Origin of the sequence: Xanthomonas sp. 10-10, assembly GCF_040182365.1 — a bacterium.
GTDB lineage: Bacteria > Pseudomonadota > Gammaproteobacteria > Xanthomonadales > Xanthomonadaceae > Xanthomonas > Xanthomonas arboricola_F.
Window position 1 is genome coordinate 5017156 of the sequence record NZ_CP144460.1, and the last position, 23673, is coordinate 5040828.

The following is a 23673-nucleotide window of genomic DNA, read 5'->3' on the forward strand; positions in this document are numbered from 1 at the left end:
CTAACCAGACTTTAACGTTAAAGCAACACTTTAATTATTTTAGCTTAACTCATTGATTTAAAAGAAATCGGATGCAGCAATGTGTTGCCCAGGGCCCATCAGTCTCGGTGCTGTGGCACAACCGCGCGGATCTCGTCCTGGATGGCGGCGGCAGCGGCGGCCGGGTCGGCAGCCAGGCGGATCGGCCGGCCGACCACAATCGCGTTGGCGCCATCGGTGAACGCCTGCGCCACGCCCACGGTGCGTTGCTGGTCGTCGCCAACCGGGCCGCCGGGGCGGATGCCGGGGCAGACGATCGAAAACCCCGGGCCGGTGGCGCGGCGGATAGGGCCGGCTTCCTGGCCGGAGGCGATCACCCCGTCGATGCCGGCAGCCTGGGCGGCCAGCGCGCGCTCCACCACTACGTCCACCGGTTCGCGGTCGATGCCCATCGCGGCCAGGTCCGGGCGGCCCATCGAGGTCAGCACGGTCACCGCCAGCAGGCGCATGTCGCCCTGGTTGGCTTCGGCGGCGGCCTGCAGCATGCCGGCATGCCAGCCGTGCACGGTGCAATAACTCACCGGCCACTGCGACAGGCGGCGGATGTTGCCGGCCACGGTGGCGGGGATGTCGAAGAACTTCAGGTCGACGAACACGCGCTTGTTGCGCTTGGCCAGCGCATCGAGCACATGGAAGTACTCGCCCGAGGCCAGCAGTTCCATGCCGATCTTGTAGAAGGACACCGACTCGCCCAACCGGTCCACCCAGGCGATCGCCTCGTCATGGCCGGGCACGTCCAGCGCGAAGATCAGCCGCTCGTGCGCGGCCAGCGGCAACGGTGCGCGGCTCATCGGGCCACCTCCAGCGCGGCGCGCTTGGCGTCGTGGCGGGTCTGCCAGGATTGGGAAGAATCGTTGTTGAACTGCGCCGGCTCCCAGCCGCCATAGCTGGGATTGGGCAGCATCCACCAGCGCTCGCCGAACCAGTCGTGGTACTGCTGCAGCAATGCGCCGCGCGCCTGGCCGGTATTGGCGGTGACCTGCACGAAGTCGCCCAGCTGGTCGCCGAACTGCATCAGCACGCGGTAGGTCTGCCCGGCCAGCTGGCGCCGGCAGTTCTTCTCGCTGCCGTTCTGCTCGCAGCCCTTGACCACCGTGCCCAGGCCCAGAAACACGCTGTCGTCGGCCACCGGCAGGCCGGCGCTGCGCAGGTTGGCCAGGGTGGCGTCCTTGAGGTGCACTGCGCGGTTGGAGATGTAGATCAGGGTGATGCCGCGGGCGTTGGCGGCCTTGGCGAAATCCACCACGCCCGGAATCGGCTTGGCCTTCTTCTCGGCCACCCACTGGTCCCAGCTCAACTCGTCGTATTCCTTGCCGTCGCGCAGCAGGCGCGCCTGATAGGGCGAGTTGTCCAGCACGGTCTCGTCCACGTCCAGCACCACCGCCGGCTTCAGCCCGCTGGCGGCATTGCCGCGTTCTTCGGGGACCAGCGCGTCCCAGTTGGGTTGCTTGAGCGCGGCATCGAGCTTGTCGGCCGCAGCGCGGTAGGTCTGCTCGGCCACGGCGCGGTATTCCTCCGAGCGCTGCATCCACAGCACCGCATTGAGGTTGTCGTCGCCGGCCGGGAGCGTGCTGGCAGGTGTCGCGGGCGTGGCAGACGCCGTGCCGGCAGCATCGGCGGAGGCGGCCGCAGGCTGCGCCGGCGACTTGTCGGCGGGCTTGCAGGCGCTCAAGGCCAGCACGGTGCAGGCGAGCAGGGACAACGGTGCGTAAAGCGAGGGGCGCATGGCATCCACCAGAACAGGAGCGGTCATTAAGCCCGCGATTTTAGCGGGTTCGCGCCTGGCCGCCCGCTGTTGGCGACAGCAAGGCCAGTGGACGCGACACGCACCCATGGGAGGTGACTGCAGCGATGGCCCTGCGTGGCAGTGGTGGCTGGAAACCGCGTAGCGGCCGACGACTGCCATGGCGCATGGGCTGCGACGGCGCACGCGCTGCCGCCCGCAGCAGCTTGGCGGCACGCACAGGCTGATCGCAGGCGCCTCGAAGAACACCGACACAGGATCGGCATATCCTTGTGCGCTGATTGCCCCGGAGTCACCGATGACAGAGACCTCGCCACCGCCCGTTCTCGATACCGCCCAGGCCCGCGTGCTTGGCTGCCTGATCGAAAAAGAGGCCACCACCCCGGACGCCTACCCGCTCACCGTCAACGCCGCACAGGTGGCCGCCAATCAGAAGACCGCGCGCGAGCCGGTGCTGAACCTGCAGACCGGCGTGGTGCATCACGCGCTACGCCAGCTGGAAACGCTGGGCCTGGTGCGCCAGCAGTTCTCCTCGCGTGCCGAGCGTTACGAACACCGGCTGGGCAGCGTGCTGGATCTGACGCGCCAGCAGGTGGCCCTGATCGGCCTGCTGCTGTTGCGCGGCCCGCAAACCCTGGGCGAGTTGTTCGCGCGCAGCGAGCGGCTGGCGCGCTTCAACGATGCCGACGACGTGCGCCATCACCTGGACCGGCTGATCCAGCGCAGCCTGGCGGTGCAACTGCCACGCGCCAGCGGCCAGCGCGAGGACCGCTACATGCATCTGCTCGGCGGCGAGCTGGATCTGGACGCGCTGCAGGCCGCAGCTGCCACGCGCGAGAGCACGCCGCGCGGCGCCGACAGCGCTGCGCTGGAAGCGCGCGTGCAGAGCCTGGAAGAGCAGCTGCAGGAACTGCGCGAGCAGGTGACCGCGCTGCGCACCCGCCTGGGCGAGTAAACGCAGGAAGCGAAGCGCTCGCGCCGCCGCCAGGCGCACGCCGGCGATGTCTGGTGGGGCACGGACCGCGCGCGCACTGCGGTGACTGCGCGCCATCCCCGATAACTGCCCGCCACGCTGCGAGCCGCTCCGGGCAAGTCACCGGTCGGCCTTGGCGGATCACACAGTCGCCGGCACCCGTTCCAGCACGCCGCCCGCATAGTCGGCCTGGAACGGCAGGTCCGGCCGGTGCACGTAGCCGATGAAGCAATCGCACCGCGTATTGGGGCAGCTGCGGGCACGCAGCTGCGCGGCGAAACTGCCGTCGTAGAGATTGCCCAGCGGCGTAGCGACGAAGTGGCAGCGCCGCACGGTGCCGTCGCCATCCACCGACAGCACCGACTCGCCGGTCAGGCAGGGCGCGCCGAAGCTGGGCGGCGGGGCGAGGTTGTAGCCGAAATGCGGATCGATCCGGCTCAAGCGCTGCACCTGCTCGGGCGTGTAGTAGTCCGGCGGGCGCGGATCGAAGGCGTTGAGCCACATCGGCGTGGCGGCAGGCAGCGCAGCACGTAGCGCCTCGATCTCGTCCATGTGCGCGTGCGAGGCCACCATGCCCACGCTGTGGCGCACGCCGCGTTCGCGCAACGCCTGGCAGCGCCGCAGGAAGGCCGCGCGCGTCACCTGGCTGGGATGGTAGGTGCACCACAGCGCCAGGCGGTCGAGATTGGCCGCATCCAGCCAGCGCATGCCCGTGCACAGGTTGGTCTGGATCGCCACCCGGCGCAGCTGCGGCAGTTGGCTCAGCTGCACCATCGCATCGCGGTAATGCCGCCGCACCAGGCCCTCGCCCCAGGGCGTGAACAGGATCGACAACGGCCGCGTCTGCGCCTGTGCCCAGCCGACGAACCGCGCCAGATCCTGCGCATCGCGGCGCAGCGCGGCGGGGCTGTCGTAGGTCTTGGCGAACGGGCAGTAATCGCAGGCGTAATTGCAGCTGCTCAGCCGTCCCCGATAGAGCAATGACAGATGCATCGGTCGCTTACCCGACCTGGTACTGCTGCATGCGCTCGACAATCGGCGCAGAGGTCAGCCAGGGGCCGATGGTGTCGGCCCGCTCCATGCCTGCGGCGGTGAGCGCCAGCAGCGTTCCGTGCTGCTGCGCCAGCCCCAGCGCCAGCAACTCCTGCAGCTGCGGCAAGGCCTCCAGGCAATCGAGGCCGAAGCGCCGACCAAAGTCGTCGCGGTCCAGCCCCGGGAACACCAGCAACGACTGGATCGCATGCCGCCGCATGGCATCGTCGGCATCCAGCGCGATGCCGTAGTCGGCGCAGGCGAAGCTGGCCGGATCGCGCGCCAGGTAGTGATCGAGAATTTCCGCCACCGAGCGCCGGCTGACCCCGTATTCGCTGGAGTAATGCAGGCCGGCGGTATACGAGCGCGCGCCGCAGCCGATCCCCACCATGCCATCGCTCTGGCAGCAGTACACCGGCGCGTCGCTATCGCGCGCATGCGGGGCGCGGAACATGCGCATCGAGACCTGGGTGTAGCCGGCCGCCAGCAGATGATCGCGTCCGGCCCGGTACAGCGCCAGGCGCTCGTCCAGCGGCTCGGGTTGCAGCACGAAGCTGCGTCGCCCGCCACTCTTGGCCTCGATCCGGCCCAGGCCGGTCATCGGCCGCACGTACAGCGGATACAGGTACAGCTCCTCCGGCGCATGCCGCAGTGCGCTGTCGATGGAGGCCAGGAAGCTGTCCACGGTCTGCCCGGCGATGCCGTAGATCAGATCCAGGTTCAGCGTCGGGATGTCCTGGGCGCGAATGATGGCGATCGCCCGCTCCACCGTGTCGCGCTGCTGCGGCCGCACCAGTGCGCTCACTTCGGCGGCGCTGAAACTCTGGATGCCCATGCTTACGCGATCGATGCCGGCCTGCCGGCAGACCCGCAGCCGCTCGGCATCCACCGTTTCCGGCGAGACTTCGATGCCGGCCGGAATGGTGTCCAGCGCAATTGTCGCGTGCCGCGCCACCATGTCGAACACGCGCTGCAATTGCGCCGGATCCAGATAGCTCGGCGTGCCGCCGCCCATCGCAAAACGCACGAAGCGGTGCGTGCCCAAGGCCTGCACGGTGGCGCGCAGTTGCTGTTCCATCTGCAGCAAATAGGCCTCCACCTGCGCCGCTGCCGGGCGCGCCAGCGCGAACAGGTTGCAGAACCCGCAGCGGTAAGAGCAGAACGGGATATGCAGGTACAGGAACAGCGCCTGCCGGGGTTCGTCGGCCCAGACCTGCGACAGCGGCACGGCCGGCTGCAGCGGCCGGTAACTGGTCTTGTGCGGGTACGAGTACGAATAGGCCTGGTACGGCGGCTGGCGCAGCAACTCGGCCAACGAAGGCAGGCTCATGGGGTCACCAGGAAATGGGCATAAGGCACGGTCATCACCACTTCGTGGGCCAGGCGATGGCCATGGTAGCCATCCTCGCCGTAGGCGGTGCCGTGATCGGAACAGACGATGGCAAACGCACCACCGCGCGCGCGCAATGCGGCAAACAACGGCGCCAGCGCCGCATCCACATAGCGCAGCGCGGCGCAGTGGCTGTCGAAGTCGTCGCGTACCGCGCCGGGGACGTAATGGCAATTGGGCTGATGCAGGGCCGAGACGTTGATGAAGAGAAAACAGCGGGTATCGCGCAGGGCGGGGTCGCCCAGGCGTGCGCAGGCCAGTGCGACCTGGCGCTCGGTCGAATCGGCGGCGGTGACGCCAAACTCCGGCGACCAGTGACTCTCGCCGAACAGGCCGGGCAGCTGCGCGCCGAGCGCGTTGGCCTTGTTGAAAAAACCGGTGCCGCCGATGCATAGCGTGTGGTATCCGCAGCGCGCCAGGCCATCGACGATATCGCCGCTGTCGGCGAACACCTGGGTCTGCGCGACGATGGTCTCGCTGCCGTCGAAGGCCAGCGCGAACAGGCGCGGATGCGGGCCCTGGCGCGCCGGGGTCGGTAAGAACCCGGCGAAGAACGCCATATGCGCCGCGTAGGTAAAGCTGCCCGGCGTGTGCCGCCGCTCCCAGCCATCGGCCGGCAGGTACGGCGCCAGCACCGGCAGCTCGCCCTGCGCAAAACAGCGCTGCGCAGCGTCGTAGCGCAGCGTATCCAAGGTGATCAGCACGATGTCGTGCGCACCGACGATGGCGCGCATGTCCGGCAGCATCTCAACCATGCAGGCGGTTCTCGCAGCGCGCGTCGGCGGTCATGCCAGCAGTGGCGAGGACGGTGCCAAGTGCTGCCTGATCCTCGTAAGTGGTGCGCCCCTGCCAGCGCAGCTGCGGCAGCAGGTCGCCAAAGCCGTTGGCTTCCAGCACATGGCAGCGCCCGGCGCGCTGGATCAGGTCGAAACCGATCATGCGACAGTCGGCGAACGCGCTGGCCGCCTGCGCCACGGTGCTGGCCACCGCCGCATCCACCTCGTCGCTCTGCCAGGCCTGCGCCGGCAGGCGCCGGTTGCCCAGGTGCAGATTGGTCAGCGCACCGCGGCTGGCACGTGCCACACGCTGCCGCGCCGCACCGTCGAACGCGATCACGCGCAGGTCGTAGTGATAGCCGGGCAGGCCGGGCGCGCGCGGCTTGGGAATCCACCGCTCCAGGTAAGCGCCCTGCGCGGCGATCGCATCCACCAGTGGCGCGATCTCCTCGGTGCGGGTGTAGCTGCGCTGGCGCAATGCGTTGAACACCCGCACCTGGCCGTCCTGCACCACCAGCTCGGCCGAGCCGCTGGCGATCTGGCGCCCATCGCGGTGCCAGCGATACGCCAGCACCCCCGCGCCGGAAGATCCGTAGCGCGGCTTGAGAAATGCCTGGCTGCAGCCGCTGGCCTGCAGGCGTTCGCGCAGGCCGGCATAGCTGTCGACCGTGCCCAGCAGCGCCGGCACGGCGACACCGGCCGCAGCCAGGCGCTGCTGGCAGCCAAGCTTGTCGGTCATGGCCAGCAGACCCGCCGGTGGATTCAGATAGCGCGCCGCCGGCAAGGTCGCAAACAGGTCTGCAACCCCCGCATACCACAGCTGCTGATGCGCGAGTTCGCCATGCGCCAATGGCGCAGGAGCCGCCCCCGGCCGCCCCAGACAGTGCCAACCGCGCACGATCAGCGCCTGATGCAGCGCCGGCGCCTCGCCTGGCGATTCCAGCTTGACCAGCGCGGCCGGATGCCGCGCCAGCCAGTCCCGCAACGGCGCTGTGGTGTCCAGCAGCTGCAGATAATCGAACACCGTGGCCGCAGGCTGCCCCTGCGCCTGCAATGCCTGCTGCAGGGCGGCGACCCTGCGGCTGTCCCGTGGCCCCACCACGACCCAGTGCGCGCTCACGTCACTCGGAGACGGCGACGTAGCGCTCGTCTTCTTCTTCCTCTTCCGGGTCTTCCAGGATCACCGTCACCGGCAACGTCGCCAGACGGGCCTGCCAGTCGGCAGAAATGTAGTGGTGGCTCAGATCGATCCGCTGCAGCTGGCCCAGCTGCGTGCTTTCGACCAGGGCGCGCGCACCGGCATCGCCGATGGTGCCCAGCGACAGGTCCAGCGTGTCCAGGCTGCCCAGCCACGGCTGGGTGGCCAGCCAGGTCGCCAGTTCGTCGGTGTTGGCGGCATTGCGCAGGCCCAGATAGCGCAGACGCTCCGGGCCGATGGCTGCCAGCAGCCGCTGATAGGTGCCCAGGTCGCCGTCGTAGCCGTAATCCTCCACACCCAGCCATAGCTCCAGGTGCTGCAGCGCCGGCAGCGTGGAGTCGGCGATCGCCTGCACGATGGCAGACGGCAGCCCGCCGCATTCGATCGCCAGTTCCTGCAGCTGCGTATGCGTGAACGGGGTCAGCACCAGTTTGGACGAACCGCGCACGCGCAACGATTGCAGCGCCGGGAACGCCGCCAGCAGCGGGGTGTAGTCGGTCTGGATGATCCACGACACCTCGCAGTCCTCGCAGACCATGTCGCCGACGAACAGCGCGCGCAGCGCGGTCAGTTCGTCGCGGCGTTCGATCAACCGCTGCAGATAGCCGCTGGGGCCTTCCTCGTAGGATTCGCGCCAGGGGCCGATGATCAAGGCCTGGATGCTGGCCGGGTCGACCTGCGCCAGCAGGCTGTCGAGCAACTCCGCCTGGCTGCCTTCGCCTTCGTACTCCTGACGCAGCCGATACACCACATCGCCGCCGCTGGCGGGCTGGTCCACGCTGAAGTCCACCACGCGCTTGCCGCGATAGAATTCCGAATACTCGCCGATCGTCATTGCATTGCCTCCCTGGCTCGGTGAGCTCAAAGGATACCCGTACGCTCATGGCAACCTCGTTAATGCCATGCGCCACCGCTTCATCACCCGTTCCACAGGCGGTCACCGGTGCCTGCACCGCGCCGCACGTTTTGCTCGAAGGACCGATCGCATGCACGCCCATCCCGCCGCCGCGCGCATTCGCGCCACCGTCCAGGCCGCCACCACCGGATTGATCGAGCGCGATCAGCTGGCCGAATTGATCGTGCTCGCAGCGGTGGCGCAGGAACATCTGCTGATCATCGGCCCGCCGGGCACCGCCAAGAGCGCGGTGGTGCGACGCGTCGCCGCCGCACTGGGCGGTCGCTATTTCGAATATCTGCTGGGCCGCTTCACCGAACCGGCCGAGTTGTTCGGCCCGGTGGACCTGCGCAAATTGCGCGAGGGCAGCGTGCAGATCGATGTGACCGGGATGTTGCCCGAAGCGGACATCGCCTTCCTCGACGAAGTCTTCCTGGGGTCCACCGCCATCCTCAACACCTTGCTCGGGCTGCTCAACGAACGCCGCTTCCGGCGTGGCCAGACCGACCTGCACTGCCCGTTGCGCCTGTGCGTGGGCGCGGCCAACGCGCTGCCGGACGACGATGCGCTGGCGGCCTTCAGCGACCGCTTCCTGCTGCATCTGTTCGTCGAGCCGGTGGCGGACCATCAGCTCGAAGCATTGCTGTCGGGTGGATGGCAGGCCGAACGTGCGCCGCTGCAGCCTGTCGCCGGGCTGGCCGACCTGGACCTGTTGTGCGAACAGGCGCGTGCGGTGGACATGGAGGGCGCACGCACGGCGCTCGCTGCGGCGATCCGGACATTGCGCGGCGCAGGCGTACAGCTGTCGGACCGTCGCCTGGTCAAGACCCAGCGGCTGATCGCCGCCGCCTGCGTGCTGGCCGGACGCACCCAGGCCAGCGAGGCCGATCTGTGGCCGCTGTTCTATGTGCTGCCGACGCGCGAGCAACAAGCCAGCGCACGGGACCTGCTGCGCGGCACCCTGGCCGCCGCCACCAACCCCACCTTGCGCGCGGCGGTCGAACAGGCCGCCCTGCAGCCGCTCTCGCGCACTGCCCGGCTGGTGGAGGCCGCCCAGTGCTGCCTGCAGGATCAGCACAATCCCGCCCTGCGCACCATGGCAGAAGCCTTGCTGCGCGAGATCGATGCCAACTTCACGGCCGCCTCGCTGCCGGCCGAGCTGGCCCACGAACGCATCCGCCTGATCGAGCAGATCGGCAGCGGCGCGTGAACTGGTCGTGGCAGGACGAGCCGGTGCCGGTCGCCCCGCAGGGGGTGATCGGCGTGGACGATGCCGCACGCCGGTTGCTGGCGGCATGGGCGCGCGTGTCCGACGGCACTGGCTTGCTGGTCACCGCCACGGCCCGGGCCTTGCTGCTGACCGGCCCTGCGCTGCAGCTGCCCTGGGCCGACGGCGTGCAGTACGTGGCGCCGCGCGCGGACGCCGCCGGCCTGTGGTTGCCTACCGCCGAGCGCCCCGACCTGCCGCTGGAACTGCTGGAGCGTGCGCTGCGCCGCCAGCACGGAGCGCAGCCGCTGTTGCTGCTGCGCTCACCCGCACTGGTGCTGCCGCTGCATCGGTTGCTGCCGGCGCGTGCCGAGGTCGTGGCGCAGATCCGTCAGCGCTGGGAGGCCGCGTGAGCGCCGTGCTGCAGATGCCTGCACCGCTACAGCCCTGGCGGCTGTGGCTGGACTGGTTCGACCCGCAGATCGCCTCCCAGCTCGGTGCCTGGTTGGTGCGCCTGGATCCCCTGCTCGGCCGCACCAGTCGCCTGCGCCGCCAAGAGGGCGACAGCGAGCCGGACGGCATCGACGACCTGCGTCGGCGCGGCAGCTACGAGCACCTGCTGCTGAGCGAGTGGGCACTGGCAGACGCATTGCCGGAGGAATTCCTGCGCCGCGCCGCGCACGCCGAGCACCTGTTCCTGGTGCCGCGCATGCAGGCGCGCACGCGCGATGCGCGCCTGGTGGCGATCTTCGATGCCGGCCCGGCGCAATGGGGGGCGCCGCGTCTGGCGCAGATTGCGTTGTGGATCCTGCTGGCACGCCGCGCGCAGTCCGCCAATGCGCGCTTTGTCTGGGGCCTGGCGCATCTGCCCGGCGAGCTGCACGACGCCGATAGCCCCGCCCGGCTGCAACAGCTGCTGCAGGGCCGCACCTTCGAGGCGACCGGCACGCAGCACGCGCAAGCCTGGGCCACGCAGCTGGCAACCGACACGCCGACCACCAGCGAGTGCTGGTGGATCGGTGCACAACCGGTGCGCGCAGCGCCGTTCCACCACCAGGCCAGCATCGTGCCTGCAGCCGATGCGCAGCTGCAGGTGGTGCTGCAGACGCGCCCCGGCACCCGCAGCAGCCTGTTGCCGGTGCCTGCCAGCATGGCCGCCACGCAGCTGCTGCGCGGGCATTTCATCGACACCCAACGCCCCGCCGAGGCCGACACCGCAAAACACGTGGTCAGGGGCAGGTTCTCGCTGCGCCATGCGCCGCTGTTCAGCCCGGACGGCAGCCATGTCGCATTGCTGCTGGCAGAAGGCTGCCGCAGCGCGATGGTGAAGGTGCAGCCCGCCGACATCGCCAAACGGGCGGCACCGCGCTACCACCAATGGGCGCAGGGCGGTCAGCCGCTGTGCCTTGCGGCGCAGAACAAGCACGTCGGCGGCATCGTCGCTCTCCGGGAGCAGCCCGAGTTCTGGAATCTCCCGGGCATGCCCAGTTCGATCGAGGCGGGCGGGCAGAGCATCTGCCCCGTACCCGGCCAGGTGCGGCTGCGTCCGTGCGTGTGGCTCAACAGCGGCGGCCAGCCGCAGCGGTTCCTGCTGTGGGACCAGCACGGCCGGCTGATGTCGTGGACGCGCGAGAGCAACCAGCGGCAGCGGGTTGCGCAAGGCAGCGAGATCGCCGGGCAGGTGGTGGCGCTGGCGCAAGGCGATGCCGAGCACGCGGTCTACGTCACCCATGTCGCGGGCGAACTGCGCCTGTTGCGCCTGCACCGCACCGGCAAGCAGGACCTCGTCCTGCAGCTGGCGTTGGGGTCGCGTCCGCCGGTCGTGTTGCTGCGCAGCCTGGCCCAGGAGGGCCAATGGCGTGGCGCCATCGCCCTCGAACTGGCAAGCCGCCAGGCCGGCGGCGACCGCTCGCTGGCCTACCGGGTACTGCACGGGGGGCCGGCCGATGGCTTCCAGGAATTCGAGGCGATCGTGGCGTCCGGCGACAGAGCGATCGGTCTGATCGGCGACCCGGACGCGCCGCAGCACAGCCTGCTGCTGGTGCTGCGCGCCGATCGTCGCGCACTGCTCGCCATCGGGGCCAGCGGGCGCCGGACACTGCATCGCGCCGCCAGCGAGATCAGCGCTGCGGCGGTGTCCAGCGATGGCGCGCGGGTCGCCCTGGTCACCCTGCAGGGGCAGGCCTGGATCCTGGGCGATGGCGGGCTGACCCCGTTGATGGTCGTGCAAGGCCAGGCCGAGCAACCCGGCCATGACTAGCCCCGCGCGCACGGACAACGCTGGCGGCAGCGTGCGGTACCCGCTGTGGCACGGCAGCCAGATGGTGTCGGCGTTGTGGTTCTCGGCAGCGTGGCTCGGCCCGGAGCAACGCCTGGCCAGGCTCGTCCGCGCCTGGCAACCGGGCAGCCGGGCGCTGCGCTTCGCCGACGGCGATGTGCTGTGCTTCGCCGACGGCGATGTGCTGTGCTTCGCCGCGCCGCGTGCGCTGGTCTGCGAGCAAGCGCCCGGGCTGGCGCTGTGCCAGGTGCATGGCGGCCTGTTTTCCGGCGCGTTGACCGCCGCCGAGGCGGCGCAGTTGCCCCCCGCCGACATCGGCCTGGTCCATGGCGCCCAGGTGATCGCCTTGCAGTGGCATCAGGCAGTGGCGCTGGATCCTGCCGAGGCGATCGACGTGACCGGCTACCCGCTGCACATGCCCTACGACTGCAGCCCGGCCGCGCCACCGCTGGAGGTGGACCGGCTGCGCGGCAAACCGCTGCGGCAACTGCTGGGCACTGCCGTCCCGCCCGCCAGCGCCGAGCGCGATGCGTTCCTGCACGCGTTGAAGACGCAGCGCCCCGACATGCAGAACCACACGCTGTGGCAAGGCCTGCTGGCGCGCGCCCAGCGCGCGCTGGGCAGCGAGCACGCGCCGGCATCGCATGGATCCCCAGCCACCGGGCAGAACGCGGCCGTGCCGGCACGCCGGGGTGCCGCAGCGGTATCGGCCTGGCGCACGCGGCTTGCCCGCGCACTGGTTGCCTCGCGGTTGGCCAGCCTGGTCGGACATCGCCAGGGCGCCTACATGCGCCGGATGCTGCGCCAGTTCGAAGACGGCGATCTGGACGAAGCCTTGCGCAACGCGCTGCCGCTCGATGGCGTGGACGAGTCCTTGGGGCAGGCGTTCGGGGTGCCACAACGGCGCAGCGACCTGAGCCTGTCGCGCACGCGCGGCGCCGGCACCAGCATCGGCATGGGCGAAGAGCTGCAGGCGCATCTGCGCGCGACCTATCGCAGCGCCTTCGCGCGCCTGGACCGCGAGGGGCAGATCGATCGTGCGGTGTTCGTCCTGGCCGAATTGCTCAATGCGCGCCATGAGGCGCTCGACTATCTGGTCAAGCACGCCCGTTACACCCAGGCCGCAGAGCTGGCGCTGGGTTGGGACATGCCGGCGGCGATGATCATCCGGCTGCTGATGCTGGCCGGCGACCATGCACGTGCCGTGCAGGTCGCGCGCCGCGATGGCGCCTTCGCCGCCGCAATCCAGCTGCTGCACGGCGCCGACCGCGCACTGGCCGACGCGCTGCGGCTGGAATGGGGCCAGGCACTGGTGCAGGCCGGCGACTGGCTGGCCGCCGTGGACGCGGTGTGGCCATTGCACGCGGCGCGCAACCAGGCCGCGCAGTGGCTGCTGGCCGCCGAACAGGCCGGCAGCACGCTGCGCGCACGCGCCCTGGTCAAGCGCGCGCAACTGTTGCCGGACACGCTGCAACACTACGCCGAGCGCATCGCCGCGCTTGCAGACCCCGCCGCCGACTCCGCACCGCGCAGTGAAATGGCGGCGGCGCTGCTGGCAGATGCTTCCCCCAACCGCGCGCTGCAACAGCTGGCGCGGCAGCTGCTGCCGGCGATCGCCGCCGATCATGCGTTCGCACGCAACAGCCTGTCCGTCGGCGATCTGACCACGCTGCTGAAGCTGGCCAAGGACCCCCTGCTCAGCGCCGATATCCCAGCCTTCAAACCACGCGCCGCGACCAGCCAAGCCGGGCTATGGGAGGGCGCCACCATCCTGCACCTGCAGCCGCCGCAGGCCGGCCTGGCGGCCATCCACGACGTGGCTGCGCTCCCGGATCGCCGCTATCTGCTGGCCTTGGGCGACGCCGGCGCGGCGGTGGTGGACGCGCACGGGCGCGTGCTGCAGCGCTACCCGGCGCCGGCATTCGGAATCGTCATCGCCGACAGCGGACAGGTTGCCCTGGCAATCGCACCCCGTGAGCGCGTGTCCACCGTCCATCGGCTGGATCTGATCACCCATGCGGTGCGCGACCTGGGCCAGATCGCGCTGCAATACGCCGCGCCCGGCTACAGCGGGATCGGCTGGAGCATCGTGGTCGACAACCGGCTGCTGGTCGTCGATACCGACAAGGATCTGCACAGCGTGCTGTGGCATGTCGGCGACCTGCCCGGCCCGGTGATCGCGGCAGGATTCTTCAGCGATCGCGAGGTGTACCTGGTGCGGGCCCGCGAGCAGCTGGAGGACTGGACCTACAGCCTGCCCGAGCGACGCCTCAAGGCGCGCGATCCCCTGCGCGTGGACCCGCAAATGCCAGTGCTCGCGCATCGGCTCGGCAGCGTGCAGCAAGCCGATGTGCGCACCGATCCCGATGGCGACATTTGCCTGCACTACCAGCACACCGGCAACGCCCGTCATTGCCGTTTGCATCACCGCAGCGACGCATCCGGCGAGCCGGACGGATCGAGCGTGATGGCGCTTGAACTGGGATTCCTGGTTGGCCTGCATTGGCCGCACGGCTCGCGCTATTTCCTGGTGCGCCACCATGACGGCCGCATCGTGGCGTCGCTGGACTGGCCTGCGGGCATCGCGGTCCAGGTGCGCGAGCAGCCCGGCCATCTGCTGTTGCATGACGCGCACGGCCGCTTGCTGGATCTGCAGACCGACCGCTCGTTGGCCCACGCCATGTCCTTCCTCGGCTAGCGCGCAAGACACCGCGCTACGGCAGGCGCAACAACGCAACGCCACGACGCCACGCGGATGCGCGGCGCTGGGAGTTTCGCAGCACCAAGGTTGCAGCGGTGCCCGCTCCGCTCAGGTCGGCGTGTCGACCTCATCCCAGTCGGCGTCTTCGAAGTGCAGCAGCCAGTTGAGCGCGTAATGGCGCTCGTACACCACGCCCGGCACGAGCCCGGCCGGCGGTGCCTGCTGGGTGTGGCCGGCCTGGCGCACGGCCCAGTGCAGGCGCAGATGCAGGTCCAGCGCATCCAGCAGTTCGGGCAACGGCCGCAGCGTCGGCAACGTGCGCGCGGGCGCCTGCGCTTGGTCCAGCGCGCGTTGCGCAACCAGCGGCACGTCGCACAGCGCGGTGGGCTGTGGCAATGTGTCGGCCAGGCCCAGCGCCCACTGCAGCACGGCCAGGCTTTCGTAACGCCAGCCGAAGTTGACCAGCATCTGTTGTTCTGGTTGCGCCTGGGCGAAGAAAGCGCGCTCCTGCGGCGACAGCGCAGCGGTCACGCCGGGCAACCGTCCCTCCACCTCGTGCAACGCCGGTGGCGCGTCGCCGGCGGCCAGCATCTCCGCACGCAAGGCCACCGCAAACAACGCCAGCATCCGTTGCCTCACCGCCGCCGCGTCGCGCACCCGCGCCTCGCCCTCGCCGGCCACCGGCGGCAAACTCGGCGGTACGCGGACGCCCTGCGCGCTCAGCTGCGCCAGGTGATGCGCCCGCCGCTCCCGCGCATCCGGCGGGTACGGCACCTGCGCCTGGTCATCGAGCGCGGGTTCGCCCTGGCTGATCAGCACGCGCCCCTGCGGGTCGCGCACGCTGCCATCGGCCAGAAAACACACCGCATTGGCCTGCTCGGCCCATTGCGCCAGATCGCCGAACGCGCTGTCGTCGACCTCGAAACTGAAGTGCTGGCGCACCCGCTGCACATGCCGCATCAGGTGATACCGCGACTGGGTCATTTGCCCGTCGCCGGCCTGATTCACGTAGCCGACAAAACCGTGCAGATGATTGGCCAGTTCCGGATCGGCGTGGTCGCGGTGCTGCACGGCCGCGTGCGGCAGAAAGTCCGGCCATCGCGGTTCGCGCAGCGTGGAATAGGCGTTGACCAGCAGCGGCATGCGGGTGTCCTTATGCAGTCGGAGGCAGGCCGGCAGGGTGCCGCACCCCTGGGTTGCTGTCCATGTCGGCGGGAGCGAGGGCGATCGTGTAATACGCCACTGCGTCGGTGCCGGGACTCAACACGCGCAGCCCCTCGCGCTGCAGCCCCAGCGCTTCCAGCGCGCGCAGGGAAGCGACGTTGTCCGGTGAGGCGATCGCGCACAGCCGGGTCAGCCCCAGCACATCGCGTGCATAGTCCAGCACCGCGCGCCCGGCTTCGCTCACATAGCCTTGTCCACGATAGGCAGGCAACAGCGCGAAGCCCAGATGCGGCACCGGCAAGCTGTCGCGGCACAACAAGCCCAGCGTGCCTGCGAATGCGTCGGTCGCGCGGATCTCCAGCGCCCAATGCGCAAACCCGTACGTGTCGTGATGCGCCTGCGCCCACTCGCGCAGATGCGCGCTCGCCTGCGCGCGGGTACGGATGCCGCGGTCGTTGATGCCGGCGATAAAGCCGGGGTCGTTGACCAGCGCCAGCATCGCATCGGCATCGCGCTCGGCATCGAGCGTGCGCAAGCGCAAGCGCGGAGTTTCGATCACGACGGTCATGGCGCACTCCTTGAGCAGGGCAAACCAGACTGCCGTGCAGGCATGTCGCTGGCAAGCTTCAGCGCGCTACCGCTGACAAGCATCGGCAACCATCCAGCGGACGACCAGCAGCTGCATGCAGGCTGCACGTCAAAACCTCGATGGTCACCGGCGACAGGGCTTGCTGCGTGCAGCCAGGCGCAGGTCTTTCGACAACCGCACACTGCCGCGCCGTCGCGGCAGTGCGGATGCGGCAAAAGCCACCTGCCACGCGTGCTGAAGCGCATGACAGCCCGGCAACGATCGATGCCTTGCCGGCAGGTATCCGGGCGCGTGCCAGACGCGGATGCCAAACGCTAATCCCGCACCCCGCAACGGCACCAACCTGACCACAAGCGCCGTGGCTTGCGCGGCAACCTCAGTCGAACAGCGCCTGGATCGCCGCAAGCCCGGCACTGGCGCGCTCCTTCTTGCGCTCGGCATCGGCCACCGGGTCGGCGCCATCGCGCTGCAGTTCTTCGGCCGGAATCTCGTCGAAGAACCGGCTGGGCTTGAGCCGCACGTGCTCGCCGAACTTGCGCGTCAATTTGCTGTGGCTCATCCACAGCTGCTCCTTTGCGCGGGTGATGCCCACGTACAGCAGGCGGCGTTCTTCCTGCAGGTTGCCTTCTTCCAGGCTCACTTCATGCGGAAGCACGCCGTCTTCGCAGCCGACGATGAACACATAACGGAATTCCAGGCCCTTGGACGCATGCATGGTCATCATGCGCACCTGGTTGCCACCATCGTCCTTGTCGTTGCGCGACAGCAACGCCAGTTGCGCGGCCAGATCGCTGGCGCTGGCGCCACGCGGGCCGCCTTCGAACCACTCGGCCAACTCGTCCAGATTGCGCTTGCGGCGCTGGAAGCCGGTTTCGTCCTTGGACTGATTGCGCAGGTCGTTGAGCAGGCCGGATTTTTCGGCCAGGGTGCGCACCAGTTCGCCAGCGGGCATCGTGGCCGAATGCTCGCGCATATCGCGCAGGATATCGGTGAACGCACTCAGGCCATTGGCCGCACGCGGCGGCAGGTGCTGCAGCGCGCCCATCGACTCGGCCGCGCGCGACATCGGCACCGACTTCGCACTGGCCAGCTCGGCCAACCGCGCCAGCGAGGTCGCACCGACCTCGCGCTTTGGCGACTGCACGGCGCGCAAAAATGCCGCGTCATCTTCGGGGTTGACGATCAGCCGCAACCACGACAGCACATCCTTGACTTCCTGCCGCTCCAGAAACGCGGTGCCGCCGGTCAGGTGATACGGCACGCGCAGCAGCTGCAGCGCCTTTTCCAGCGGCCGCGACTGAAAATTGCCGCGGAACAGGATGCAGAAATCGCTCCACGGCACCTGCTTGGCGGTCCCCAGGAACGAGATCTCGGCAGCGACCTTTTCGGCCTCGTGCTCGCTGTCGCGGCATTCCCACACGCGGATACGCTCGCCGTCGGCCTGGTCGCTCCACAGGGTCTTCAAGTGCTCGTGCGGGTTGTGCGCGATCAAGGCATTGGCCGCACGCAGCACGCGGTTGGAGCAGCGGTAGTTCTGCTCCAGCTTGATGATTTCCAGCGCCGGGTAGTCGCGCCCCATCTGCTGCAGGTTTTCCGGATTGGCGCCACGCCAGGCGTAGATGCTCTGATCGTCGTCGCCCACGCAGGTGAAGTTGCCGCGCGGGCCGGCCAGCATTTTCAACAGCCGGTACTGTGCATCGTTGGTGTCCTGGCACTCGTCCACCAGCAGATAGCCGATGCGCTCGCGCCAGCCCATCACGATCTCCTCGTTGGCCTCCAGGATCTGCACCGGCAGCCGGATCAGGTCGTCGAAGTCCACCGCGTTGAAGGTGGTCAGCCGCGCCTGATAGCGCTCGTACAGGCTGGCGGCTTCCTTTTCGCGGTTGCTGCGCGCCGCGGCCATCGCCTGTTCGGGTGACAGGCCGGCATTCTTGGCGCGCGAGATCAGGTTCTTGGCATCCTCGATCGCATCGGGCTTGGCGCCGTGCATCAGGTCCTTGATCTGCGCGGCGGCATCGTCGGAATCGAAGATCGAAAAGCCTCGCTTCAAGCCGGCCGCAGCGTGCTCGATCTGCAGGAACTTCAGCCCCAGCGCATGGAAGGTGCAGATGGTCAGGCCTTCGGCGCCATCGCCACGGATGCGCTTGGCCACACGCTCGCGCATTTCCTTGGCCGACTTGTTGGTGAAGGTGATCGCGGCGATACGCTTGGCCGGATAGCGGCCGGTGGCGATCAGGTGCGCGATCTTTTCCACGATCACGCGCGTCTTGCCGCTGCCGGCGCCGGCCAGCACCAACAAGGGACCTTCGCAGTGCAGCACTGCGGCGCTTTGCGGGGGATTGAGACCGTGCATAGAGGCTTCCAACAGAGCAGGCCATTGTACCGGCGCCGCCTGCGGCTGGCCGGCGCGCCGGATTCAGCTCGGCTGCTGCGCTGTCATGGTGCCCCCGATGGACGGGTTCGGTAGCGCGGCAGCAGCACCCGCCGCGGTCCGGTAGCCGGCGACACCGGTTACCCGTGGTGCGCTGCATGCCGCCGCCCGGCCCGGTAAAATCGCCCGATGGCCAAGCTCTATTTCTATTATTCGGCAATGAATGCCGGCAAGACCACCACCTTGCTGCAGTCGGCGCACAACTACCGCGAACGCGGCATGCGCACGCTGATCCTGACACCCAAACTCGACCACCGCGCCGGCAGCGGCGTGGTCGCATCGCGGATCGGCTTGCGTGCAGACGGGCGCGCGTTCGATCGCGACACCGAACTGCAGCAGCTGGTCGAGCGTGACATCGCCGCCCAGGGCGCCCTGCACTGCGTTCTGGTGGACGAGGCGCAGTTTCTCGGCCGCGCGCAGGTCTGGCAGTTGAGCGAGGTGGTCGACCGGCTGCGCATCCCGGTGCTGTGCTACGGCCTGCGGACGGATTTTCGCGGCGAGCTGTTCGAAGGCAGCCAGTTCCTGCTGGCCTGGGCCGACGAGCTGGAGGAGATCAAGACCATCTGCCATAGCGGCAGTAAGGCCACCATGACCGTGCGCGTGGATGCGCAAGGGCATGCGGTGCAGGACGGCCCGCAGGTGGAGATCGGCGGCAACGAGCGCTATGTGTCGGTCAGCCGCCCCGAGTTCAAGAAGATCATGCGCGGCGAAGGCCGCATCGACCCGCTACAGATCGCCTTGCCGTTGCCGTCTACGGCGCCCTAGGCGTGCCGGCACCGGCATGCGCCGCGGTCGGACAATGCCTGACGCGGTGTCGCTGCGGCCCACTCACGCCACAGCGGCATGCTGCGGAAGCCGGAGCGCACCGTGACCCGACATTGTCCAATCCCTCGGTCGCATCCGGGCAGGCGACCGTGCCGCATTGCCGGCATCGTCGCGCACGCACAGCCACACAGCGACGGAAGCGTTGCTGGACTGAAGACTTCAGCAATGTATGGCATCGCCTCTCCCGCGCGCTAGTCACCTGCCCGCTATAAGCTTTTGAGGCATCGTTACACCTTGCAATGCATGCAATTGCCGCGCGATATCGGCGACACGCCGACAGGCGTATCGTTACGCGGGCTTGGCGGCCGTGTGCATGACCAAGCGCAACCACCGTCCTGTAAACTGGCGACCATCCACTTGTCGGGAGGCACCCATGGCTCCGCTTCCTCCCGAGTTACGCGCCGATATCGCACGTGTTGGCCGGCTATCGTCGGTGCCCGACGTGCTGACCATTCTCACCCGTCTGACTGGCATGGGATTTGCCGCCGTTGCGCGCGTGACCGATACGCGCTGGATCACCTGCCAGGTCCGCGACGAACTGTCGTTCGGTCTGACGCCAGGCGACGAGCTGCCGCTGGTCACCACCTTCTGCGACAGCGTGCGCACCCAGGGCAACGCCTTGTGGTTCGGCCACGCCTCCGAGCATCCGGTCTTCCGCGACCATCCCACGCCGCGGTTGTACGGCTTCGAAAGCTATGTCTCGGTGCCGATCAAGTTCGACGATGGCAGCGTGTTCGGCACCTTGTGCGCGCTGGACCCGTTGCCGCGTGTCATGGATGCGCCGATGGTGGAAAAGGTCGAACTGCTGGCGCAGCTGCTGGCCGCGCAGATCCAGGCCGAGCAGCGTGCCGAAGAGAGCGCGCAGGAGTCGCAGCGCGCACGCAGCGAGCTGGGCCGCGCAGGCGCCTCGGCACGGCTGCGCGAGGAGTTCATCGGCATCCTCGGTCACGACCTGCGCAACCCGCTGCAATCGATGCATGCGGTGGTGGACGCGCTGTCCATCGACCCGCTCAACCAGCGCCAGGGCGCGTCGATACGCTCGATGCAGCGCAGCCTGCGCCGCATGGAAGAACTGATCGATTTCGCCTGCGATTTCGCCCGCGGTATCGAGCGCGACTGGCTGCAGCTGGACTACGGCAACGGCAGCGATCTGCTCGATGCGCTGTCGCAGGTGGTCGACGAAACCCGCGCCGCCTATCCCAACCAGGTGCTGTCCACGCACGTGGCCATCGACGAGCCGGTGCACGGCGATGCGGTGCGACTGGCGCAGATGTTCGGCAGCATGATGATCAACGCCGTGGTGCAGGGGCAGCAGAGTTCGTTGATCAAGGCGGTCGCGGTCACCGAACAAGGGCGCCTGCGCATCGAGGTCTGCAATCTGGACGGCATCGAGCCGCGACGGCTGGATGTGCTGCACGCGTCCACGCACGTGCATACCGCCGGCCGGGCCCTGCCGGAAGTGGATCTGGGCCTGCACATGGCCGCACAGATCGCGCAGGCGCATCAGGGCGAGCTGCACATCACCAGCGGCAAGAACGGCACCTGCTTCCGCGTGGAGCTGGCATGCGCCCGGCCACGTGCGCGCATGCACCTGGTCGGCGGTATCACGTCGGCCTGAGCGCGCCGCCCCGGCGACGGCGCGGCGCACTCCCATCACACACTCAGTAGATCTTGCGCTCGCTCGCCGGCGGCGGCGTCCATTGGTAGAGCCAGGTTTCGGTCAGCGGCTTGCCGTTGGCGCGCAGGTACAGGCGGACGTCGATCTGCTGCATGCTGTCATCCGGCGGCACCAGGTCGAACATTGCCCGATAGCCCTTGAGCTCATGCAACGGCCGCGCCGACACGATCTCGGTGCTGCCGCGCGATACCTGAATCACCGCCTCGACCTTGGTCTTGGCATCCTTCACCAACCCAGGCAGGTCGCCGCCGGCGAAGTCCACTGCAAAGCGCCAGGAAAAATGGCTGCGCTTCTGTCCGACGATGCCGCCCAAACCGGTACGGGTGGCGACGCAGTGCGCCAACGGCGAGCTGGCCGGCGGCTGTGCGCCCCAGTACAACCGGTAGCCCATCAACAACTCCTGCCCCGGCTGCGGCTTGGCCTGCGGATTCCAGAACGCCACGATGTTGTCGAAGGTCTCGTCCACGGTCGGGATCTCGACCAACTGCACCGAGCCCTTGCCCCAACCGCTCTTGGGTTCCACCCACAGGCACGGGCGCTTCTCGTAGAACACGCCGTCATCCTGGTAATGGTCGAAATTGCGGTCGCGCTGCAGCAGTCCGAACCCACGCGGGTTCTCATCGACAAACATGTTGAAACGCAGCTGCGGCGGGTTGCACAGCGGCCGCCAGATCCATTCGCCACCGCCGGTCCACATCGCCAGCCCGTCGGTATCGTGGATCTCCGGCCGCCAGTCCCAATCCATGCGGCTGTCGTTTTCGCCGACCTGGTACATGCTGGTGCACGGGCCGATGCCGAGCCGTTCGATGGCCTTGCGCGGGTACAGCGCGCTGTCGATATCCATCAGCAGCACTTCGCCATTGGTGATGGCAAAGCGGTAGGCGCCGGCGACACTGGGAGAATCCAGCAGGCCGTAGACCACCACGGTATCCGAGTCGTCGGCCGGTTGCTCCAGGTAGTAGGCGATGAAGTCCGGAAATTCTTCCGGACCGCCGGTGCCGGTGTCGATCGCCAGCCCACGCGCCGACTGCCCGTACTGGCCTTCCTTGCCCACTGCACGGAAATAGCTCGCGCCCAGAAACGCCGCAAAGTCGCGGTCGGTGTCCTTGCGCGTGTTGAGCCGAAACCCGGCAAAGCCCAGGTCCTTGGGCAGCTGCTTGCCGCCCAGCCCGCTGCTGCCGTAATCGAACGCAGCCGGGTCATAGGCCAACTGCTGCGCCTTGCCATCGACGATGTCGTAGATGTGCACCGGGGTATGGAAGTACAGCCCCAGGTGGAAGAACTTCGCCTGGAACTTGCCGTTGCCGTCGGCCCACAGCGCGTGGTCCTGGCGATAGCGGATCGACTGATACTGATCCCAGTTCAATGCTTCCAGCGGGCCTGGCAGCACCTGCTTGTGGCTTTTGTAGGGGGCTTTGGCCAGCGCACGCGCCTGTCCCTTGAGCCATGCGTAATCGAATGGTTGCGGCTGCCCGAGCCGACGCAGTCCCACCGCCTTGGCAGCCAACGCCCACTGCGGCAATGCCGGCAAACCAAGCGCGGCCAAGGCGGCAGCGGCATTCTTCAGGAAGTGGCGTCGTTGCATGCGCATCGGTCTGATCGGGGAATGGCGCCATCATAGCCACAGCCCGGCGCGGACGCGCGCGTGCGGAGCTAAGGCGCTGCCGATCCAGCTTCGCAGGCGTTGTCCAATGCCAGTTCTTCCGCCTTGCTGCACAGAAATTGCCGCTGCGCCTGCGCATCGTCCGGCCCGCTGTACGGCAGCAACGTCCACTGCTCTTGCGCCTGCATCTGCGCGCCCGGCGCGAGCTGGCGATACGGGGCATGCACTTCCATCTCCAGCAAACCCCGTTCGGGATGCAGGGGCGGAGCATCGAGGTACAACTCCACTTGGCCTTGTTCCGGATGGATCGCGGCCAATGGCTGATGCGTAAAGCGGATCACCAGCACCTGCGCACCAACGAAGCCGGCCATCCAGCCTGCCGATGGCTGCAGCAACAGCTTGCCGCGCTGGATCATGCCGTCATCGCGCACCTCGGCACGCAACGCCAGCACGCCCGCACGGTGGCCGAACGTGGGCAGTACCGTATCCGGCTCGCTCGGCGGCTGCACCCGAATATCGCCTGCATCGGCCACCGGTACAAACACCCGCGTACTCGCCGCAACGCGCGTGTTGAACCACAGATCCCAGGCGATCGGCTTCTTGCGGCTATTGCGCGCCGTGGCCTGCACCTCCACCGTGTCGGCGCGCACCGAGGACAGCGCGATGCGCTTGCTCAGCTGCACGCCGGTCACCGGGCTGGGCACGCCTTGCAGACGTATCTCGGTCGGTCCATGCATCACGGCACGCGTGGTGGCCAACGACAGGTACGGATCCGGCGGCCACACCGCAGCGGCGGCCTTGCGCTCAAGATTGACCTGCTGATGCAACCACCACTGACTCTGCGGCCCCACCCACACATCGTGACCGAGATACGGAATATCGCCCGCACTGACAGACACCGTTGGTGAGGGTTGGCGATCCACTGCCGCTCCGATCTTCAACACACTGGGCTGCCCGCGCAGGTTGAAGGACAGCACACGCCCCCCGAATGCCGGCGTGGCGCTCAGCTCCACCGCAGCGTTGCGCAACTGGATACGCTCTGCTGGCGCGGGGCCGGTCGTCGCGATGTTATCCGCATACGCCGTGCCAAGAAGCACTAGCGCCAGTACCCCGCCAGCCGCCAGGGACATGCAAAGAGGCCGTGAGATGG

General features: G+C 68.3%; 19 protein-coding genes. 7 read left to right on the forward strand and 12 right to left on the reverse strand.

Translation table 11 applies throughout. From position 1 onward, the window contains the following. Positions 1–98: 98 nt before the first annotated feature. Both pyrF and VZ068_RS21150 read right to left on the reverse strand, forming a co-directional pair. Positions 99–830, reverse strand: a complete 732-nt coding sequence (gene pyrF / locus VZ068_RS21145; RefSeq protein ID WP_349656411.1) for an orotidine-5'-phosphate decarboxylase — start codon at positions 828–830, stop codon at positions 99–101. Continuing rightward, positions 827–1774: a 5'-nucleotidase, lipoprotein e(P4) family gene (locus VZ068_RS21150; RefSeq protein ID WP_349657780.1), complete on the reverse strand. Its 948-nt coding sequence runs from the start codon at positions 1772–1774 to the stop codon at positions 827–829. Before VZ068_RS21150 ends, pyrF begins: the two co-directional genes overlap by 4 nt. A 307-nt stretch (positions 1775–2081) precedes the next feature. On the opposite strand from VZ068_RS21150, the gene VZ068_RS21155 reads away from it, so the two are divergent. Next, entirely contained in the window at positions 2082–2738 is a 657-nt protein-coding gene (locus tag VZ068_RS21155; RefSeq protein ID WP_259159992.1) for a YceH family protein, read from the forward strand. 159 nt (positions 2739–2897) lie between these two features. On the opposite strand, the gene VZ068_RS21160 is transcribed toward VZ068_RS21155, so the two are convergent. From VZ068_RS21160 to VZ068_RS21180, 5 genes are read right to left on the reverse strand one after another with little or no spacing between them, the layout of a single operon-like run. Then, positions 2898–3749, reverse strand: a complete 852-nt coding sequence (locus VZ068_RS21160) for an STM4011 family radical SAM protein (RefSeq protein ID WP_259167325.1) — start codon at positions 3747–3749, stop codon at positions 2898–2900. Between the two features lie 7 nt (positions 3750–3756). After that, complete coding sequence (locus VZ068_RS21165) at positions 3757–5118, reverse strand: STM4012 family radical SAM protein (RefSeq protein ID WP_349656412.1); 1362 nt, start codon at positions 5116–5118, stop codon at positions 3757–3759. Beyond that, positions 5115–5933, reverse strand: a complete 819-nt coding sequence (locus tag VZ068_RS21170) for an STM4013/SEN3800 family hydrolase (protein WP_259159997.1) — start codon at positions 5931–5933, stop codon at positions 5115–5117. Before VZ068_RS21170 ends, VZ068_RS21165 begins: the two co-directional genes overlap by 4 nt. Continuing rightward, positions 5926–7056, reverse strand: a complete 1131-nt coding sequence (locus tag VZ068_RS21175) for an STM4014 family protein (protein ID WP_349657781.1) — start codon at positions 7054–7056, stop codon at positions 5926–5928. Before VZ068_RS21175 ends, VZ068_RS21170 begins: the two co-directional genes overlap by 8 nt. Positions 7057–7075: 19 nt before the next feature. Then, positions 7076–7987, reverse strand: coding sequence for an STM4015 family protein (locus VZ068_RS21180; protein WP_349656413.1), 912 nt, complete (start codon positions 7985–7987; stop codon positions 7076–7078). 151 nt (positions 7988–8138) lie between these two features. Between VZ068_RS21180 and VZ068_RS21185 the strand changes: the two genes are divergently transcribed. From VZ068_RS21185 to VZ068_RS21200, 4 genes are read left to right on the forward strand one after another with little or no spacing between them, the layout of a single operon-like run. Continuing rightward, positions 8139–9257 (forward strand): AAA family ATPase, encoded by a 1119-nt coding sequence (locus tag VZ068_RS21185; RefSeq protein WP_259159999.1) that lies wholly within the window; start codon positions 8139–8141, stop codon positions 9255–9257. Then, entirely contained in the window at positions 9254–9667 is a 414-nt protein-coding gene (locus VZ068_RS21190; RefSeq protein ID WP_259160001.1) for a hypothetical protein, read from the forward strand. Before VZ068_RS21185 ends, VZ068_RS21190 begins: the two co-directional genes overlap by 4 nt. Continuing rightward, positions 9664–11514: a hypothetical protein gene (locus VZ068_RS21195; RefSeq protein WP_349656414.1), complete on the forward strand. Its 1851-nt coding sequence runs from the start codon at positions 9664–9666 to the stop codon at positions 11512–11514. The genes VZ068_RS21190 and VZ068_RS21195 overlap by 4 nt, the downstream gene beginning before the upstream one ends. After that, positions 11507–14230: a bpX6 domain-containing protein gene (locus tag VZ068_RS21200; protein ID WP_349656415.1), complete on the forward strand. Its 2724-nt coding sequence runs from the start codon at positions 11507–11509 to the stop codon at positions 14228–14230. The genes VZ068_RS21195 and VZ068_RS21200 overlap by 8 nt, the downstream gene beginning before the upstream one ends. 111 nt (positions 14231–14341) lie before the next feature. Here the strand turns inward: VZ068_RS21200 and VZ068_RS21205 are convergent, their stop codons facing one another. From VZ068_RS21205 to rep, 3 genes are all read right to left on the reverse strand, one after another. Then, positions 14342–15376: a DUF4272 domain-containing protein gene (locus VZ068_RS21205; RefSeq protein ID WP_349656416.1), complete on the reverse strand. Its 1035-nt coding sequence runs from the start codon at positions 15374–15376 to the stop codon at positions 14342–14344. 10 nt (positions 15377–15386) lie between these two features. After that, a complete protein-coding gene (locus VZ068_RS21210; protein WP_349656417.1) occupies positions 15387–15965 on the reverse strand; it encodes a GNAT family N-acetyltransferase in 579 nt (192 codons plus the stop codon). Positions 15966–16362: 397 nt separating this feature from the next. Then, positions 16363–18339, reverse strand: coding sequence for a DNA helicase Rep (gene rep / locus VZ068_RS21215; protein WP_046963838.1), 1977 nt, complete (start codon positions 18337–18339; stop codon positions 16363–16365). A 207-nt stretch (positions 18340–18546) separates the two neighbouring features. Between rep and VZ068_RS21220 the strand changes: the two genes are divergently transcribed. Further along, on the forward strand, positions 18547–19182 hold the full coding sequence (locus VZ068_RS21220) for a thymidine kinase (protein ID WP_259160011.1): 636 nt from the start codon (positions 18547–18549) through the stop codon (positions 19180–19182). A gap of 433 nt (positions 19183–19615) precedes the next feature. After that, complete coding sequence (locus tag VZ068_RS21225; protein ID WP_349656418.1) at positions 19616–20860, forward strand: GAF domain-containing sensor histidine kinase; 1245 nt, start codon at positions 19616–19618, stop codon at positions 20858–20860. Positions 20861–20903: 43 nt separating this feature from the next. On the opposite strand, the gene VZ068_RS21230 is transcribed toward VZ068_RS21225, so the two are convergent. Together VZ068_RS21230 and VZ068_RS21235 are read right to left on the reverse strand one after the other, a co-directional pair. Beyond that, a complete protein-coding gene (locus VZ068_RS21230) occupies positions 20904–22505 on the reverse strand; it encodes a glucan biosynthesis protein D (RefSeq protein ID WP_349656419.1) in 1602 nt (533 codons plus the stop codon). Positions 22506–22573: 68 nt separating this feature from the next. After that, entirely contained in the window at positions 22574–23653 is a 1080-nt protein-coding gene (locus VZ068_RS21235; RefSeq protein ID WP_349656420.1) for a DUF4380 domain-containing protein, read from the reverse strand. Positions 23654–23673: the final 20 nt, after the last annotated feature.